Origin of the sequence: Micromonospora sp. NPDC049359, from assembly GCF_044466585.1 — a bacterium.
Classification (GTDB): domain Bacteria; phylum Actinomycetota; class Actinomycetes; order Mycobacteriales; family Micromonosporaceae; genus Micromonospora.
Map to the genome: position 1 here is coordinate 33,069 of NZ_JBITMW010000013.1, position 15,264 is coordinate 48,332.

Consider the following 15,264-nt stretch of genomic DNA (forward strand, 5'->3'; position numbering starts at 1 on the left):
GGTGAGAGCGCGGTACTGCGCGAGTCGGACGGCGCCGGGCGTCTGCATCTACTCGACCTGGAAGGGCGCCGCCTACAACACCATCTCCGGCACCTCGATGGCCAGCCCGCACGTCGCGGGCGGGGCCGCGCTCTACAAGGCCACCCACCCCACCGCCACCCCGAGCGCGGTCAAGTCGGCCCTCCAGGCGGCCGGCACCACGAATTACAGCTGGCCGGCCGGCGACCCGGACGGCATCCAGGAGAAGCTGCTCAACGTCGCCACCTTCTGACCCCCCGCTGATCCGTCCCGGCCCGAGTCAGGGTCGGGACGGTTCCGTCAGCGGGGTCACCGTCCGGTCCGTACCGTCGTAGCTGCGGGCCGCGTCGAACGCGCCCGTCGGGCGCTGCCCGCCGGTCAACGCGCGGGCCATCCGCAGGTCCGCGTCGCGGAACCGCAACGCCAGGCTGAGGTGCGGCACCCACGCTCCCGGCGCGTGCCAGGGGCGGTGTCCGTCGGCCTTCTCGAGGACATCCCAGACGGCGGCGTGCAGCGTGGTCAACGCCGGCGTGGGCCGCACGAGCCAGACCAGCGGGGCGCTGCCGTCGAGCACCACCACGCGGTCGAGCGTGACCGGCACCGGCAGCGCGGCGTCGAACAGGTCGGCCAGCCGGTGCTCGACACCCGGCCCGAACTCGTCCACGGCGGCGAGGGTCAGGTGCGGCCGGTTGGTCTGGTGGGTGTTGCGGGCCAGGCTCGGCAACCCGGCCGCCGCCAGGCGATCCCAGGCGGCCCGGACCTCGGCGTCCAACCCGGCCGAGCAGACCAGTTCCACGGTACGCACGAGGCCCACGCTAGCGGGCGCCACGCCCGTCAATGACCGAGCGGGGCGGATGGCCGGCCCCGCCACGGACAGCGGGGCTGATTCCGCCTCCGAGCCGGGCCGGACGGCCAGGTCGAAGAACAGTCCGACGGCGCTGGAGCGTACCGGTTTACCGGACCCGCCATCGTCTTCCTGGGCACCACGCCATCATTGAAGCCATTCCGGACATGAGGGCGCGACTGGCCTCATCGGCCGGGGAGTAGGCAGGACGCGCGGATCAGCGTCGCTCGTCGAACCGGTTTCGCAAAGACCTGCCCGCTCCCCGCGCTCGGCGGGGCAGCCAGATCCCGCCGATCACCAGCAGGACGATCACAAGGATGAGCAGCCAGCGCATCAGAACCTCCATGTCCGGGGGGTGCAGACCGTTGTGCCCCGCCGCCGATCCCCTTCAAACACTTCGAGAGCAGATCGCCGATGGCTGCCCGGTGCACAGCGTCTTGGAGCTGTCGTGGGCACGTGGCAGGCTCATGCTCCATGATCGACGATTTCGCGAAGACGGCATGGCCAAGCCGAGTCGCGAGACGAGACTCTGCGCTGGCCCCGCGCGAAGCCGACGAAGTCTCGCCACGCCTCCGGCGCGAACGTCAGCGTCCCACCGTCACGGTCCTTCGTGTCCCAAACGAGGACGACGCCCCGAAGGTTCTCAGCGACCTCCACACACGCCCCTCCGTTGTTGCCACCCTTGGTGCTCTTGCGCCACAGCGCGTCGGTTAGGTCCATGAGGATCCCGCTTCCCTGAGCAGGTCTAAGGACTGTCCACGGGAGAGAGCTTCCCCGCGGATGCGCTCCCATCGCCGGTCAGGAGAAACAATTTCTGACTGCTGTTCGGTTATGTGCGCCTGGGCCTGCCCGTCGATGTGGTTCGTCGCCGGGGCGCGTTGCCGGCAGCCGAGCCCTTCGACGGCACGGTGACGGCCCAGTGTTGCGTGGGGTGAAGCAGAGCAAGGGCTGACGACAGGTCAGAGCCAGCCGTTGTCCCGGGCGGTCCGTACCGCCTCCGCGCGGTCGGTCGCGCCGAGCTTCTGCACGGCGGCGGAGAGGTGGTTGCGCACGGTGCCGGTGGACAGGTGCACCCGGCGGGCGATCACGGCGACCGGCGCGCCGAACTCGGCCAGCCGCAGTGTCTCCAGTTCGCGGGGCGTCAGCGGGCACGCCGGCAGCGTCAACGCGTCGGCGGCCAGGGACGGGTCGACGTACCGGCCGCCGGCATGTACCCGGCGGATCACGTCGGCGAGCGCGCCACCGGGCGAGCCCTTGGGCAGGAAGCCCCGGGCACCGGCGGTCAGCGCCTGCCGCAGGTGACCGGGCCGGCCGTGTCCGGTGAGAAGCACCACGGCGCACTCGGGCCGGACGCGGGACAGCTCGGCGGCCACCGCGATGCCGTCCAGGCCGGGCATCTCCAGGTCGACCACGGCCACGTCCGGGCGGTGGGCGAGCGTCGCGGTGACCGCTGTCGGCCCATCGGGGGCGTGTGCCACCACCTCGATGTCCGGCTCCAGGTCGAGCAGCGCGCCGACCGCGACGCGGATGAGATCCTCGTCGTCGGCGAGCAGGACGCGGATCACGTCGGCACCGGCACGGTGGCCTCGAGGGTGAAAACGGTGTCCTCGCGGCGTACCCGCAGTTCGCCTCCGGCAGCGGCGAGCCGGTCGGCCAGGCCGCGCAGGCCATGGCTGTGCGCGTCCGGGCCCCGGTCGTCGGCACCGTCGTTGACCACCGTCATCCTGGCCACGTCGCCCTCTCGGCCGATACGGATCCGGCACCAGTCGGCCCGGCTGTGCCGCAGCACGTTCGTGCCGGCCTCGCGCAGCACCGCCGCCAGTTCGGTGGCGACGGACTGCGGCAGGTCCGCCGGCGGCGGCAGGACGGTGCACCGTACGCCGCAGGACCGCAGCACCCCCACGATCGCGGTGAGCTGTTCGTCGAGGTCGACGACGCGGTAGCCGTGCACGGTCTCGCGTACCTCGGTCAGCGCGGACGCGGCGAGTCGCTGGGCCTCGGCGGCCTCCCGACCGGCCCGCTCCGGGTCGATCGGGGCGAGGCGGGCGGCGAGTTCGGCCTTCAGGGCGATCACCGTGAGGCGGTGTCCCAGGACGTCGTGCACGTCGCGGGCGAAGCGCAGCCGTTCCTCGGCGGCGGCCAGCCGGGCCTGGGCGGCCTGGCCCTGCCGCGCGTCCACCAGGAGATCCCAGAACCAGACCTGGAAGCCGTTGAGAGCGGCGATGCCCACCCCGACCCCACCGGTCACCGCGAGGTGGCGCGCGACTGAACCGCCGGTCCATTCGGCGACGGCCACCGACACCAGCAGGACGGCGGCGGCCACCGCGAACGCGGCCCGCGGCCGGACGAGCAGCGGCGCCATACCGATCAGCGCCGCCCCGAGCCAGGCCCACGTCGGCCAGGCGCCGGCCGCCACCGGCCCCACCAGCGGAACGGTCAGCACGGCCGCCCCGGCCAGAGCCAGGTGGAAGCGGCGACGCCGGCGCGGGTCGAGCCACGGTGTCACGGCCGCGTACAGCACCGCGGTCTGGGCGAACACGAAGGCGAGGACGCCGGCCGCGCCGAGCGCCGCCCGACCCGGATCGGGCTCACGGGCGAGGCCGACCGCGGGCAGCAGGACACTCGCCCAGACGCCGGTGACGAGCGACAGCAGCGTCGCCCGGCGGGCACGGCGCAGCCGGCGGTCCGCCCGGACTGTGTCTGCCTCGCTCACCACGCGTCGATCCTAGGACCGCCCCGCGCACGGTCCACCCCTGCGAGATGTCACGGTCGGACCGTGCGGCCCGCACGAACTTCCGGTGACGGACACACCTGCCCCCTGCGCCGCGCCGACGGCAGGGTCGAGGCATGGAAGAGACACAGATGTACGCGAACACCGCACCCGTCGTACCGCTGCCCGAGCCGCTGCCGGCCACCCCGCCGGCGCCCCCGGTCCCGACGGCGACCGGGGGCGGCCGGGGATGGCTGTGGCACCTCGGCGAGATGGCGGTCGCCATGTTCGTCGGGATGCTGCTGCTCGGCCCGCTCTGGGACGCGGCCGGCACCGTGCTCGGGATCGGCGCGACGCTGGGCCGCCCGGAGGTCGCCGCGCTGGTGATGGCCACCAACATGACCATCGGCATGACCGTGTGGATGCGCTACCGAGGACACCACTGGCCCGCATGCGTCGAGATGGCCGCCGCGATGTACGTCCCGTTCCTGCTGCTGTTCGTCCCCTTCTGGACCGGTCTGCTGGACGGTGACGCACTGATGCGCGGCGGACACCTGCTGATGGTGCCGGCCATGGTGCTGGTGGCGCTGCGCCACCAGCACCACACACCGACGGCGGTACGCCACCACCCGGCCGTGGTGGCGCTCGCCCGACGCTGGCCGGCCGGCCTCGCGCTGCTGGTGACCGTCGACATGTGGGTCGACCCGGGCGTGCTCAGCCCGTGGACGATGCTGGTGCTGCCCGGCGGGTACCTGCTGATCGGCCTGGCCCGGCGGACGCTGCGCGGGCCGGGTGTGCTCGCCACCCAACTGGCCGGCCTGGCCGTCTGGGTCGCGCTGACGCTGGCGGCGGTCGCCGTCGGGGGGCGGACCGCGGCGTGGCTCGTGGCGCTGGGGTGGCTGGCACACGCCGGCTGGGACGTCATCCACCACCGCACCGGGCGGGTGGTGCCACGGGGGTACGCCGAGTTCTGCGGGGTGCTCGACGTGGTGCTGGCCGGCGTCATGATCCTGGCCATCCTCACCACGGGTGCCTGACGCGCACGGGGCGCCGGGCGTGTTGTGCCGGTCGGCGCAGCGGCACCGACGGGGTGATGAAAGGCTTGGCACATGAGTTCCGCACCTGCACAGCACGACGCACCGACCGCCAGCGAGCCCGACGTGACCGCGTTCACGGACCTGGGGCTACGCGACGAACTGCTGGGCGCGTTGTCCGCCCTCGGCTACGAGGAGCCGACGCCCATCCAGCGGGAGGCCATCCCACCGCTGATCGAGGGTCGGGACCTGCTGGGTCAGGCCGCCACCGGCACCGGCAAGACGGCGGCGTTCGCGCTGCCGCTGCTGCACCGGATGCCGGCCCACCGCGACGGCGGGGACCCGGTGGCGCTGGTGCTGGTGCCGACCCGGGAACTGGCGGTGCAGGTGTCCGAGGCGTTCCACCGGTACGGCAAGGACCTGGGCGCACGGGTGCTGCCGATCTACGGCGGGCAGCCGATCGGCCGGCAGTTGCGGGCGCTCGACAGCGGCGTCGACGTGGTCGTGGCCACCCCCGGGCGCGCGCTGGACCACATCGCCCGGGGCACCCTGCGCCTGAGCGGCCTGGCCACCGTCGTGCTGGACGAAGCCGACGAGATGCTCGACATGGGCTTCGCCGAGGACATCGAGGCGATCCTGGAGCACGCACCCGCCGAGCGGCAGACGGTGCTCTTCTCGGCCACCATGCCGTCGCGGATCGACGGGATGGCGCGCCAGCACCTGACCGAGCCGGTACGCATCGAGATCGGCCGGGAGCAGCCGGTGGCGGGCGAGGCGCCCCGGGTCCGGCAGAGCGCGTACATCGTGACCCGCGCGCACAAGCCGGCCGCGCTGGGCCGGGTCCTCGACGTGGAGTCGCCCACGGCGGCGATCGTGTTCTGCCGCAGCCGCGAGGAGGTGGACCGGCTCACCGAGACGATGAACGGCCGGGGTTACCGCTCCGAGGCGCTGCACGGTGGGATGAGCCAGGAACAGCGGGACCGGGTGATGGGCCGGCTGCGGGCCGGCACGGCGGATCTGCTGGTGGCGACCGACGTGGCGGCCCGTGGGCTGGACGTCGAACAGCTCACCCACGTGGTCAACTACGACGTGCCGTCGGCGCCCGAGTCGTACGTGCACCGCATCGGTCGGGTGGGTCGGGCCGGACGCGAGGGCGTGGCGATCACCCTCGCCGAGCCGCGCGAGCACCGGATGCTCAAGACCATCGAGCGGGTGACCGGCCAGCGGATCACCATCGACAAGATCCCGACCGTGGCGGACATGCGGACCCGCCGGCTGGAGCTGACGCAGGCGGCGCTGCGCGAGAGCCTGCTGGAGGACGACCTCGACCCGTACCGGGTGATCGTGGAGACGCTGACCGACGAGTTCGACCTGATGGAGGTCGCCCTCGCCGCCGTGAAGCTGGCCCACGAGGTGACGTCGCCGGGCTCCGACGACGAGGAGGAGATTCCGCAGGTTCCGGTCCGCGCCCCGCGCGAGGGTCGCCCGGAGTTCGGTGGGCGGGGCGGCGATCGGCGCGGTGGCGGCCGGCCGCGCGTCGGCGGCAACACCGTCCAGGTCTTCGTCGGCCTGGGCCGGCGGGCCGGCGTACGCCCCCAGGACCTGGTCGGCGCCATCACCGGCGAGACCGGCATCCGGGGCCGGGACATCGGCTCGATCGAGATCGCGGACCGGTTCTCCCTGGTCGAGGTGCCGCAGGGCGTCGCCGATGAGGTGATCTCCGGGTTGCGCCAGAGCACGATCAAGGGCCGCAAGGCGACCGTGCGCCGCGACCGCGGACGCGACGAGCGCTGAGCTGAGCCGTCGGCGACCGCCTGGGTACGGCGGTCGCCGACGGGCCCTCACAAGGAGTACGGGCCGAAGCGTCCCCACGCCACCACGGCGGCGAGGACGAGCAGCACCGCGCAGGTGATCGCGCCCTGGATCTCCAGCCGACGCTCGGCCGCCGTGTCGCGCTTCTTCCGGTCGCGCAGGTGCACGAGGATGCCGCCGATCATGACGATGACCAGCCCGACGGCGGCCAGCGGCGTGAGGACGGTGGCGATGCCGGTGAACGCGGGCAGCACGAGCCCGAGGGCGGCGGCCACCTCGACCGCGCCGAGGGCCTTGACCTGCGACGGCGGGACCGGGTCCACCCACCGCATCATCTCGCGCAGCTTGTCCTTCGGTTGGGTCAGCTTGGCCAGGCCGGCGCCGGCGAAGACGACAGCGAGCAGGATCTGGATGATCCCGAGCACGAGATTCACGGGGTTACCTCCGGGGGCACCGCCTCGCGGCGGAGAGGTGGTCGACGCTTCGAGCGGAACACTAGCCTTCGATGCGTGGACGCCGATGACCCCCGCCGTCGACGGACGGCGGGGGTCACCGTGGTGGACTGTCAGACCGTGAAGAGCGCCGGTCCGTCCAGCGCCTGGACGTCGGCCGGGCGCAGCGCCAGCGCGAGCACGTCGGCCACGTCGGCCAGGGTGTGCACGGTCAGCGCCTCGCGCACCTCGGCCGGCAGGTCGTCCAGGTCCGGCTCGTTGCGCGCCGGGATGATCACCTCGGTGAGGCCGGCCCGGTGCGCGGCGAGCAGCTTCTGCTTCACCCCGCCGATCGGCAGCACCCGACCGGAGAGGGTCACCTCACCGGTCATCCCGAACTCGGGACGGACCGGGCGGCCGGTGACCAGCGACGCCAGGGCCGTCACCATGGTGATGCCGGCGCTCGGGCCGTCCTTGGGCACCGCGCCCGCCGGGAAGTGGACGTGGATCCGCCGCCCGGCCAGGGCGTTCGGGTCGATGCCGAGCCGTCGCCCGTTGGAGCGCAGGTACGACAGCGCGATCTGCGCCGACTCCTTCATCACGTCACCGAGTTGACCGGTCAGGGTCAGTCCCGGCTCGCCCTCCATGCTCGTCGCCTCGATGAAGAGGACGTCGCCGCCGGCGCCGGTCACCGCGAGCCCGGTGGCGACACCGGGAACCGCCGTACGCTCGGCCGACTCCGGGGTGAACTTCGGCCGCCCCAGATAGCCGCTGAGGTTGTCGGTGTCGACGCGTACCGGCGACGGGTCGGTCGCCAGCGTCACCGTCACCTTGCGCAGGATCTTGGCCAGGGCCCGTTCGAGCTGCCGGACACCGGCCTCGCGGGTGTACTCCCCCGCGATCAGCGCGAGCGCCGCGTCGGCGACGGTCACCTCGTCGTCGGTCAGCCCGGCCCGCTCCCGCTGCCGGGGCAGCAGGTGGTCGCGGGCGATGGAGACCTTCTCGTCCTCGGTGTACCCGTCCAGCATGACCAACTCCATCCGGTCCAGCAGCGGGCCGGGGATGGACTCCACCACGTTGGCGGTGGCGAGGAAGAGCACGTCGGACAGGTCCAGGTCGACTTCCAGGTAGTGGTCCCGGAAGGTGTGGTTCTGGGCCGGGTCGAGCACCTCCAGCAGGGCGGCGGCCGGATCACCGGCGTAGCCGGCGGCCAGCTTGTCCACCTCGTCGAGGAGCACGACCGGGTTCATCGAGCCGGCTTCGCGCAGGGCCCGGACGATCCGACCGGGCAGCGCGCCCACGTAGGTGCGCCGGTGACCGCGGATCTCCGCCTCGTCGCGGACGCCGCCGAGCGACACCCGGACGAAGTTACGCCCGAGGGCCCGCGCCACGGACTCGCCGAGGCTGGTCTTGCCGACCCCGGGAGGGCCGGCGAGGGCGAGCACCGCGCCGGAGCCTCGACCGCCGACCACGCCGAGGTTGCGCTCGGCACGCCGGTTCCGCACGGCCAGGTACTCCAGGATGCGGTCCTTCACGTCGGACAGACCGGCGTGGTCGGCGTCGAGCACCTCCCGGGCCGCGGCCAGGTCGGTGTTGTCCTGGGTACGCGTGCTCCACGGCATCTCGAGCACGGTGTCCAGCCAGGTACGGATCCAGCCCGCCTCCGGGGAGGCGTCACTGGCCCGCTCGAGCTTGCCGACCTCGCGCAGGGCCGCCTCGCGGACCTTGTCGGGCAGCTCGGCGCTCTCCACCCGGGAGCGGTAGTCGGCGGAGCCGTCCGGCTCGTCCTCGCCCAGTTCCTTGCGGATCGCGGCGAGCTGCTGGCGCAGCAGGAACTCCCGCTGCGACTTCTCCAGGCCCTCGCGGACGTCGCTGTTGATCTGCTCGGTGACCTCCTGCTCGGCCAGGTAGTCCTTCACCCAGCCGACCAGCAGCTCCAGCCGGGCGGTGACGTCCGGCGCGGCGAGCAGTTCGGTCTTCTGCTCCAGGGTCAACCACGGCGCGTAGCCCGCCGAGTCGGCCAGCTCGGAGAGGTCGGTCATCCGCTCCACGGCGTCGATGACCTGCCAGGCGCCCCGCTGCTGGAGCACGGAGGTGACCAGGGCGCGGTACTCGCGGGCGAGCTCACGTGCGCGGCCGGCGGGAGCGGGTTCGTCGAGTTCGGTCGCCTCGACCCAGAGCGCCGCGCCGGGACCGGGCACGCCGGAGCCGATGCGCGCGCGGGACAGGCCACGGACGACGGCGGCGGGCTCACCGTCGGGGAGCCGGCCGACCTTCTCGATGGTGGCGACCACGCCGATCGGGCCGTACTCGCCGTCGATCCGCGGGACGGCCAGCAGCTTGCGGTCGCCGGTTGTCCGCGCCGCGTCGATGGCGGCCTGGGTGGTCGGGTCGAGGGTCACCGGGATGACCATGCCGGGCAGCAGCACGGCGTCGGTCAGGGGCAGTACCGGAAGAGTTGCCATCGAACACCTGCTATCCATTGAGTTGAGCGTGTCTCACTCAAGTAACAAAGCGTTCCCCTTGTTCCGGCGTGTGACCCAGGCCACTGTCCGGAGCCCGGCGGCGAGCCGGCAGCAGCAGCTCGCGAACCGCCCGGCCGCCCCCGGCCAGCGCTACGGCCACGGGGATGGCCAGGCTGGTCAGCGCCAGCGCGAGGACCACCCGGGCAGGCAGTCCGACTCCGACGGCGAGCGCGGTCAGCACTGTGCAGACGGCCAACTCCACCCGGGTACGCGACAGCGGGACCGCTGCGGACTCGCGGGCGGGCGCGACGACAGACATGCGCTTCTCCTCGTCTTCTCCGGTGAGCGGGCGGTCTCGTCGGGCCGCCCGTGCGGGACCCGGACGACCCGACGGGACAAGCTCAGGTGAGCCTGCTCTTGACGGTGTTCACGACGCCGCCGGCCGGGTCCGGGTTGGTGCCGTAGAGCCGCGGGTCACCGGGCGGCAGCACCGGCTCGGGGGCGTTCGCGCGCGGGTTGTCGTCGTACCGGAACTCGCCCCTGCCGTCCGGCGCGGGCCCGGACGCCCACCGCCGCTGGGCGGCGTCGACGCCCGAGGAGAAGCCCAGGTAGGTGTAGCCGAACTCGTCGGTGAACTCCGCCGAGTCCGGAAAGGCCTCCGGCACCGGCATCTCCTCCAGGCCGTCCTCCTTGAGCTGCTCGATGGCCGCCAGCCAGATGTTCTGGTGCATGGTGTCGCGGGCCAGCAGGAAGCGCAGCATCTGCTTGACCCCGGGATCGTCGGTCATGTTGAGCAGCCGGGCGACCTGCAACCGGCCCTGCGCCTCGGCGGTGACGTTGAGCTGGAAGTCGGCCAGGAGGTTGCCGCTCGCGGTGACGTACGAGCCGTTCCAGGGCACCCCGCTGGCGTCGACGGGCAGCGCCCCGCCCCCGCCGTGGATGAAGTGCGCCGGGTTTGACCCGGCGTAGACCGCCCCGCCCCCGGGGTTGTCCGCGACGGCCTCCGACAGCGCCAGCGGGGCGCTGTCCAGCAACCGGCTGATCATTGTCACGATCATCTCGACGTGGCCGACCTCCTCGGTGCCGACGTCGAGCAGCAGGTCCTTGTACTTACCGGGGAGTCGGCAGTTCCAGCCCTGGAAGAGGTACTGGTTGGCGACGGTCATCTCGCCCCACTTGCCACCCAGCACCTCCTGCAGACGGCGGGCGAACGCGGCGTCCGGAGCGTCCGGCTTGGCCTCGAACTGCAGGTCCTTGACGTGGCTGAACATCCGACCTCCTCGGCACCGGGTTGCTGGCGCCAAGGACGATTCCCATCCCGCTGACCCGGCCGGGCCAATGCGTGTCCCGCACGGGTCAGCGCAGCGGTCCGACCGCCGGCAGCAGCACCTCCAGCGCCACGCCCCGCGGGCGCAACCGGTGCGCCCGCAGCGCTCCCCCGTCGGCGGCCACCAGGTGCCGCACGATCCACAACCCCAGCCCGGACATGCCGACCACGGGGGCCGGACGGCGCAGCGCCACCAGCAGCCCGTCGTCCACCCGCCCCTCATTGGTGACCACGATGCTCAGGCCGGGGCCGCGCAGCGCGGCGTAGAGCCCGACCCGCCCGTTCGCCGGCCCGTGCCGCAGCGCGTTCTCCACCAGGTTTCCCAGCACCTGCCGGGTGCGGCCGGCCGGTACCGGCCAGCAGGCCGCCCGTCGGGTGGCGCGGACCCGACGCCGGCCCGCCGGCACGAACGCGGCCGCCTCACGCAGGAGGCCGGCCAGGGGCACGGTCGCTTCCGGTTGGGCCACCGGCGTCAGCGCGCCGGCGCCGGCCGTCGCGTCGCGGAGCAGGCCCTGCAGATGGACGGCCTGGTCGCGGGCCAGCGCGATGACCGCCCGCCGGTCCGCGCCGGTCAGCGGCCGGTGGTCATCGGCCAGCGCCCGGGTCAACGACGTCAGCGCGCTGACCGGGGTACGGAACTCGTGACACAACACCCGCAGCAGCAGGTCCGCGTCGACCTCCGGTGGGATGCCCGGTCCGGACCCGGCGCGTCGCAATCCTCGCAACCGGCCCTGCCACACCTGGCGTGCGCGCATCCATCCGACTCCCCCCGATCGGTGCATACCCGCATGATCGGTACCCGCTGGGGAACGGCCCAGACATGCCGGACGCCCCCAACCTCAGACTCGCTGTCGTGGACGATCACCCCCTGTTCGTCCGTGGCTTGGAGCTGCTGCTTCCGGTGACCACCGACGGACGCGCCGAGGTGGTCGGCTCGACCGGCGACGCCGCCGCGGCGGCGGGCATGATCAGTCGTTGCCATCCCGACCTCGCGCTGGTCGACCTGCACATGCCACCACCCGGCGGCGTCCGGGCGGTGGCCGCCATCCGGCGGACCACCCCCCGCGTACGGGTGGTCGCCATGTCCGGCTCGACCGACCCAGCGCCCGCACTGGAGGCGCTGCGGGCCGGCGCGGAGGGATTTCTGCCGAAGACCAGCGAACCGGAGGAGCTGCTACCCCCGCTGCTGGCCATCCTCGACGGCTGGGCAGTCCTGCCGGCGGAACTGCTGCGCGCCCTCCTCGGACCCGCCCGGACGGCGTCCGTCGACCTCGACGCCGAGGAGCGCCGTCTGCTGCGGGCGATCGCGATCGGGCGCAGCACCGTCGACATCGCCGAGGAACTGCACGTGTCGGAACGGACGGTGAAACGAATGACCGCCGCTCTGCTGCGCAAGCTGCGGGTCGCCAACCGGGCGGAGGCGGCGGCGGTCGCCGGCCACGCCGGTCTGCTCACCGATTGACACCGCACCGGGACCTGCGATTACGGCCAGTTCGCTGTTTTGTGGCCCACTCAATCGCGACGCGCCGAAATGAATGGCACGCACATTGTTGCGGATTCCCCGGGTGATAGGTCAGACTTTGGAAACATCCCGCCACACACAGGGAGTAATCGGCAATGGCGAGAAAAGTAATCACGGTGCTGACCGACGACCTCGACGGCGGGAAGGCCGATCGGACGGTCGAGTTCAGTCTCGACGGCGTCGCGTACACCATCGACGTCTCGGACGAGAATGCGGGTGTCCTGCGTAAGGCGCTGGACCCATACATCAATGCGGGCCGGCGGATCGGCCGAGGCCCGGCGGAGAACGCGCGGGCAGTTCGGCGGCCGGGGCGACCCACCGGCGCGGGAATGGACCGCGAACAAAACCGGGCGATCCGGGAATGGGCCGTCAAGAACGGCTACAAGATTTCCGAGCGGGGCCGGATCCCGGTCGAGGTCGTCGAGGCGTACAAGAACCGCTGACGCACGGCACAGCGACGGGGTCCCGCCAAAACGGCGGGACCCCGTCGCTGTGTGCGCGGCCGGCCACCCGGGGTGCTGTCCACCCGGGTGGCCGGCCGCTCATCGACCGGTCAGTTGACGGTGACGCGGATCGAGTCGAACGCCGGGGTCTGGTTGGCCCGCTCCATCATGGGCAGACGGTGCGAGCCGTCACCGGCCCAGACCGAGCACTGCGCGGTGCCCGACTCCGGCAGACCCGGGATCTGGATGGTCACCTCGTCCGGCTGGGCGCCACCGCGGCCGTCCTCGGTGGCGACGAAGAACGCCGGCACCTCCTGCGGCTCGGGCGGCGCGGTCAGGCTGTCCAGCATCCGGCAGGCGGTGTGGAAGTGACCCCGGACCAGGCCCTGGGCGTTGAGCAGCGAGCTCTCCACGTAGTAGCCACCCTGGCCGGCCGCCAGGAACCGGTCCCGGACCAGGTTCTTGGTGCTGACCCGCAGGGTGAAGGGCTGGTTGCGGCCGACCTGCTGCGGGAACTGGGTGATCAGCAGCGACGGGTTGTTGGCGGCGGCGCCGACCTCACCGAACTCGGTGCTCACGCAACGGTTGCCGAGCTGGAAACCGTTGTGCGGCTCCAACTTGCTCTCGTCGCAGTTGTTGGCCAGCACACCGAGGCCAGCGCCGGGAGCGTTGCCGCCGTTGTTGCCACCGCCGGTGTTCCCACCGCCGTTGTTCCCACCGCCGTTGTTGCCACCGCCGGTGTTCCCACCGTTGTTGGTACCGCCGCCGGTGTTCCCACCATTGTTGCCGCCACCGTTGTTGTTACCGGTCGGCTGCACCTGACACTGGGCGAGTTGCGCCAGGCCCTGCGGGCGGGGCCCGACCCGGTCGATGGCGGTCGTGATGCGGTCCAGCACCGCCTTACGCTTGTCGGCCAACGGCCGCAGAATCGCGTTGTCGATGAACGCCTTACCCTTGTTGCCCTCGGCGGCGAGCCGGCGGTCGGCCTCGGCGATCTGGGTCTGCAACTGCGCGAGGTTACGGTCGACCTCGGCACGCGCCCGCTCCGGCACCTGCGGCAGCTTGGACAGAACATCCGGACAGGCGATGGCCGAGCCGGTGCCGACCGTGCCGTCCTTACCGTCCTCGCACTCCGCGACCGACTCCTGACCGTCACCCCAGTGGTTGCGCACCCACCGACCGTTCTGCCACGTACGGCTGGTCGAGGTGCCGCTCGGCGCGGTCGAGCCGGGGCTCGGTTCCACGCATTGCCCGGCGACGGGCCGGGGCTTGTTCGTCCGCCGGTCCTGGGCCGACGAAATCTGGGTGACGGCGACTACTCCACCGAAGACCACCAGCGTGCCGACAACGGCCAGCAGACGCTTGCTCCGCGCGATGCCGGGTGACCGGCGCGCCCGAGTGGACCTGCGCATCGAATTGCTCTCCTTCTCGATCCGGTAGTGGATTCCTGCCCTCGGCGGACCGACGGATGTGAGATGGCACGCCACGGTGGCGGCCACCGCGACCTACCCGGTAACGTGTCGACGGCCGACGATGCCCTTTCCGCACCGTCGCCCGCGCCCGATCGACGCGGTTGGGGAGATCCTCTTCATTCGCGCAGGAGTACGGGACGGCGACGGGGAAGGTTCAACCACCCCACAGAAAAATGCTCGGCACCCGAACGGATCGGGAGCCGAGCGGTCTTGGGCAGCGGAGAGTCGCGGTCAGTCCACGCAGAGGTGATCGAAGGCGAAACCGCCCACCAGCTCGTCGCGGCGGCGGCTCAGCGCGGCGATCTCGGCGGTGAGGTCCGCACGCGCGAGCAGGCCCGGGTCCGCCGACCGGGCGACGCGCAGCCGCTCACCGATCGCGACGGCCGCCAGGTCCTCGGCCAGGCGGGCCTCGTCGACACCGCACGAGAATCGCTGCGCGGTGATCGACACTCGCTCGACGAGGCAGCCGTCCAGGCGCGGCTGGACCCAGCTCCATCCCTGCGCCGGACCCTCGATCCAGCGCACGTGCAGCCCGCGCACGATCGGGTCGGCGAGCTGCCCGGCCACGTACGCCTCGACGGCCGCCGCCCGGGTCAACGCGCCGAGGTCGTTCACCGGGCCGGTCCGCCCGTCGGGCAGCCGACCGAGGATGTCGCGGAAACCCACCGGGGCGGGCTCGTCCCCGGTGCCGCCCGCCGCGTAGGCGCGCGCGTCGAGCACGTACTCGATCAGACGCCGGCCATGCTCGGCGGCCCGCAACGTCGGCGAACCGATGCGCAGCACGGGCAGGCCGACGGCCGCGCCCACGGCGTCGGCGAGCCGCTCGGCGCGCTGCTCGGCCGACCCGGGCAGCGGGACCGGTCCGATCGTCACGGCGACGACCGGCCGCTGGGTGTCGGGCGCGCAGACCACGAGGTCGAACGCCGTTCGGCTGGCCGAGCCCCACTGGCTGCCGGTCACACCCGGCGGACGCCCCTGCACCAGTTCGCTGAGCCGACGCGTCCCGTACACCCGGTGGCCGGCGCGGCTGAACAGCGCGTCGCGTCCACCATCGGCGGGCAACGCCCGCAGCCAGCCGCGCTCGTCGGTGCTCGTCATCTGCCTGATCCATCCGCCGGTCGGTCGAACCGCGCCGAGTCTAGGCGGTCGATCACCCGTTCCGGTGGCGCGGCCCGCCGGCCGCCGC

General features: G+C 72.5%; 16 protein-coding genes and 1 pseudogene. 5 read left to right on the plus strand and 12 right to left on the minus strand.

Going from position 1 to position 15,264, the window contains the following annotated elements; translation table 11 throughout:
• Position 1: 1 nt before the first annotated feature.
• Entirely contained in the window at positions 2–271 is a 270-nt protein-coding gene (locus ACIBTX_RS26190) for a S8 family serine peptidase (protein ID WP_396833122.1), read from the plus strand.
• Positions 272–298: 27 nt separating this feature from the next.
• On the opposite strand, the gene ACIBTX_RS26195 is transcribed toward ACIBTX_RS26190, so the two are convergent.
• From ACIBTX_RS26195 to ACIBTX_RS26215, 5 genes and pseudogenes are all read right to left on the minus strand, one after another.
• The gene (locus tag ACIBTX_RS26195; RefSeq protein ID WP_357170485.1) at positions 299–823 is read right to left on the minus strand and encodes a 2'-5' RNA ligase family protein; all 525 of its coding nucleotides are present in this window, start codon (positions 821–823) and stop codon (positions 299–301) included.
• Between the two features lie 256 nt (positions 824–1,079).
• Positions 1,080–1,196: a twin-arginine translocase TatA/TatE family subunit gene (locus ACIBTX_RS26200; protein WP_357118926.1), complete on the minus strand. Its 117-nt coding sequence runs from the start codon at positions 1,194–1,196 to the stop codon at positions 1,080–1,082.
• A gap of 206 nt (positions 1,197–1,402) precedes the next feature.
• Positions 1,403–1,582 (minus strand): annotated as a pseudogene (locus tag ACIBTX_RS26205) (DUF397 domain-containing protein); the annotation flags it as partial.
• Positions 1,583–1,821: 239 nt separating this feature from the next.
• A complete protein-coding gene (locus ACIBTX_RS26210; RefSeq protein ID WP_357118929.1) occupies positions 1,822–2,427 on the minus strand; it encodes a response regulator transcription factor in 606 nt (201 codons plus the stop codon).
• The gene (locus ACIBTX_RS26215) at positions 2,424–3,575 is read right to left on the minus strand and encodes a sensor histidine kinase (RefSeq protein WP_396833123.1); all 1,152 of its coding nucleotides are present in this window, start codon (positions 3,573–3,575) and stop codon (positions 2,424–2,426) included. The genes ACIBTX_RS26210 and ACIBTX_RS26215 overlap by 4 nt, the downstream gene beginning before the upstream one ends.
• A 134-nt stretch (positions 3,576–3,709) precedes the next feature.
• On the opposite strand from ACIBTX_RS26215, the gene ACIBTX_RS26220 reads away from it, so the two are divergent.
• Both ACIBTX_RS26220 and ACIBTX_RS26225 read left to right on the plus strand, forming a co-directional pair.
• The gene (locus ACIBTX_RS26220) at positions 3,710–4,609 is read left to right on the plus strand and encodes a DUF6010 family protein (protein ID WP_357170479.1); all 900 of its coding nucleotides are present in this window, start codon (positions 3,710–3,712) and stop codon (positions 4,607–4,609) included.
• Positions 4,610–4,681: 72 nt separating this feature from the next.
• A complete protein-coding gene (locus tag ACIBTX_RS26225) occupies positions 4,682–6,400 on the plus strand; it encodes a DEAD/DEAH box helicase (protein WP_357118938.1) in 1,719 nt (572 codons plus the stop codon).
• 47 nt (positions 6,401–6,447) lie between these two features.
• Here ACIBTX_RS26225 and ACIBTX_RS26230 read toward each other — a convergent pair whose 3' ends face one another.
• The 5 genes from ACIBTX_RS26230 to ACIBTX_RS26250 all read right to left on the minus strand — a co-directional run bounded on the left by ACIBTX_RS26230 (position 6,448) and on the right by ACIBTX_RS26250 (position 11,396).
• Positions 6,448–6,852: a DoxX family protein gene (locus tag ACIBTX_RS26230; RefSeq protein ID WP_357118941.1), complete on the minus strand. Its 405-nt coding sequence runs from the start codon at positions 6,850–6,852 to the stop codon at positions 6,448–6,450.
• Positions 6,853–6,983: 131 nt separating this feature from the next.
• Entirely contained in the window at positions 6,984–9,314 is a 2,331-nt protein-coding gene (gene lon / locus ACIBTX_RS26235; protein ID WP_357170476.1) for an endopeptidase La, read from the minus strand.
• A 37-nt stretch (positions 9,315–9,351) separates the two neighbouring features.
• Positions 9,352–9,633, minus strand: a complete 282-nt coding sequence (locus ACIBTX_RS26240; protein WP_396833124.1) for a hypothetical protein — start codon at positions 9,631–9,633, stop codon at positions 9,352–9,354.
• A gap of 82 nt (positions 9,634–9,715) precedes the next feature.
• Positions 9,716–10,585 carry a manganese catalase family protein gene (locus ACIBTX_RS26245; RefSeq protein WP_396833125.1) on the minus strand — a complete coding sequence of 290 codons (870 nt, stop codon included), beginning with the start codon at positions 10,583–10,585 and terminating at the stop codon, positions 9,716–9,718.
• An 85-nt stretch (positions 10,586–10,670) separates the two neighbouring features.
• Positions 10,671–11,396 carry a HAMP domain-containing sensor histidine kinase gene (locus tag ACIBTX_RS26250; protein ID WP_357170466.1) on the minus strand — a complete coding sequence of 242 codons (726 nt, stop codon included), beginning with the start codon at positions 11,394–11,396 and terminating at the stop codon, positions 10,671–10,673.
• A gap of 98 nt (positions 11,397–11,494) precedes the next feature.
• On the opposite strand from ACIBTX_RS26250, the gene ACIBTX_RS26255 reads away from it, so the two are divergent.
• Entirely contained in the window at positions 11,495–12,103 is a 609-nt protein-coding gene (locus ACIBTX_RS26255) for a response regulator transcription factor (RefSeq protein WP_357118955.1), read from the plus strand.
• Positions 12,104–12,258: 155 nt separating this feature from the next.
• The gene (locus ACIBTX_RS26260) at positions 12,259–12,606 is read left to right on the plus strand and encodes an Lsr2 family protein (RefSeq protein WP_357118958.1); all 348 of its coding nucleotides are present in this window, start codon (positions 12,259–12,261) and stop codon (positions 12,604–12,606) included.
• A 110-nt stretch (positions 12,607–12,716) separates the two neighbouring features.
• Here ACIBTX_RS26260 and ACIBTX_RS26265 read toward each other — a convergent pair whose 3' ends face one another.
• Complete coding sequence (locus tag ACIBTX_RS26265) at positions 12,717–14,018, minus strand: hypothetical protein (protein WP_357170463.1); 1,302 nt, start codon at positions 14,016–14,018, stop codon at positions 12,717–12,719.
• A 291-nt stretch (positions 14,019–14,309) separates the two neighbouring features.
• The gene (locus ACIBTX_RS26270) at positions 14,310–15,176 is read right to left on the minus strand and encodes a hypothetical protein (RefSeq protein ID WP_357118964.1); all 867 of its coding nucleotides are present in this window, start codon (positions 15,174–15,176) and stop codon (positions 14,310–14,312) included.
• Positions 15,177–15,264 lie beyond the last annotated feature (88 nt).

Excerpts from the sequence above, each read along its gene's own strand:
- ACIBTX_RS26200 (WP_357118926.1), bottom strand. The coding sequence starts at position 1,196 with ATGCGCTGGCTGCTCATCCTTGTGATCGTCCTGCTGGTGATCGGCGGG.
- ACIBTX_RS26220 (WP_357170479.1), top strand. The coding sequence starts at position 3,710 with ATGGAAGAGACACAGATGTACGCGAACACCGCACCCGTCGTACCGCTG.
- ACIBTX_RS26225 (WP_357118938.1), top strand. The coding sequence starts at position 4,682 with ATGAGTTCCGCACCTGCACAGCACGACGCACCGACCGCCAGCGAGCCC.
- lon (WP_357170476.1), bottom strand. The coding sequence starts at position 9,314 with ATGGCAACTCTTCCGGTACTGCCCCTGACCGACGCCGTGCTGCTGCCC.
- ACIBTX_RS26240 (WP_396833124.1), bottom strand. The coding sequence starts at position 9,633 with ATGTCTGTCGTCGCGCCCGCCCGCGAGTCCGCAGCGGTCCCGCTGTCG.
- ACIBTX_RS26245 (WP_396833125.1), bottom strand. The coding sequence starts at position 10,585 with ATGTTCAGCCACGTCAAGGACCTGCAGTTCGAGGCCAAGCCGGACGCT.
- ACIBTX_RS26250 (WP_357170466.1), bottom strand. The coding sequence starts at position 11,396 with ATGCGCGCACGCCAGGTGTGGCAGGGCCGGTTGCGAGGATTGCGACGC.
- ACIBTX_RS26260 (WP_357118958.1), top strand. The coding sequence starts at position 12,259 with ATGGCGAGAAAAGTAATCACGGTGCTGACCGACGACCTCGACGGCGGG.
- ACIBTX_RS26265 (WP_357170463.1), bottom strand. The coding sequence starts at position 14,018 with ATGCGCAGGTCCACTCGGGCGCGCCGGTCACCCGGCATCGCGCGGAGC.
- ACIBTX_RS26270 (WP_357118964.1), bottom strand. The coding sequence starts at position 15,176 with ATGACGAGCACCGACGAGCGCGGCTGGCTGCGGGCGTTGCCCGCCGAT.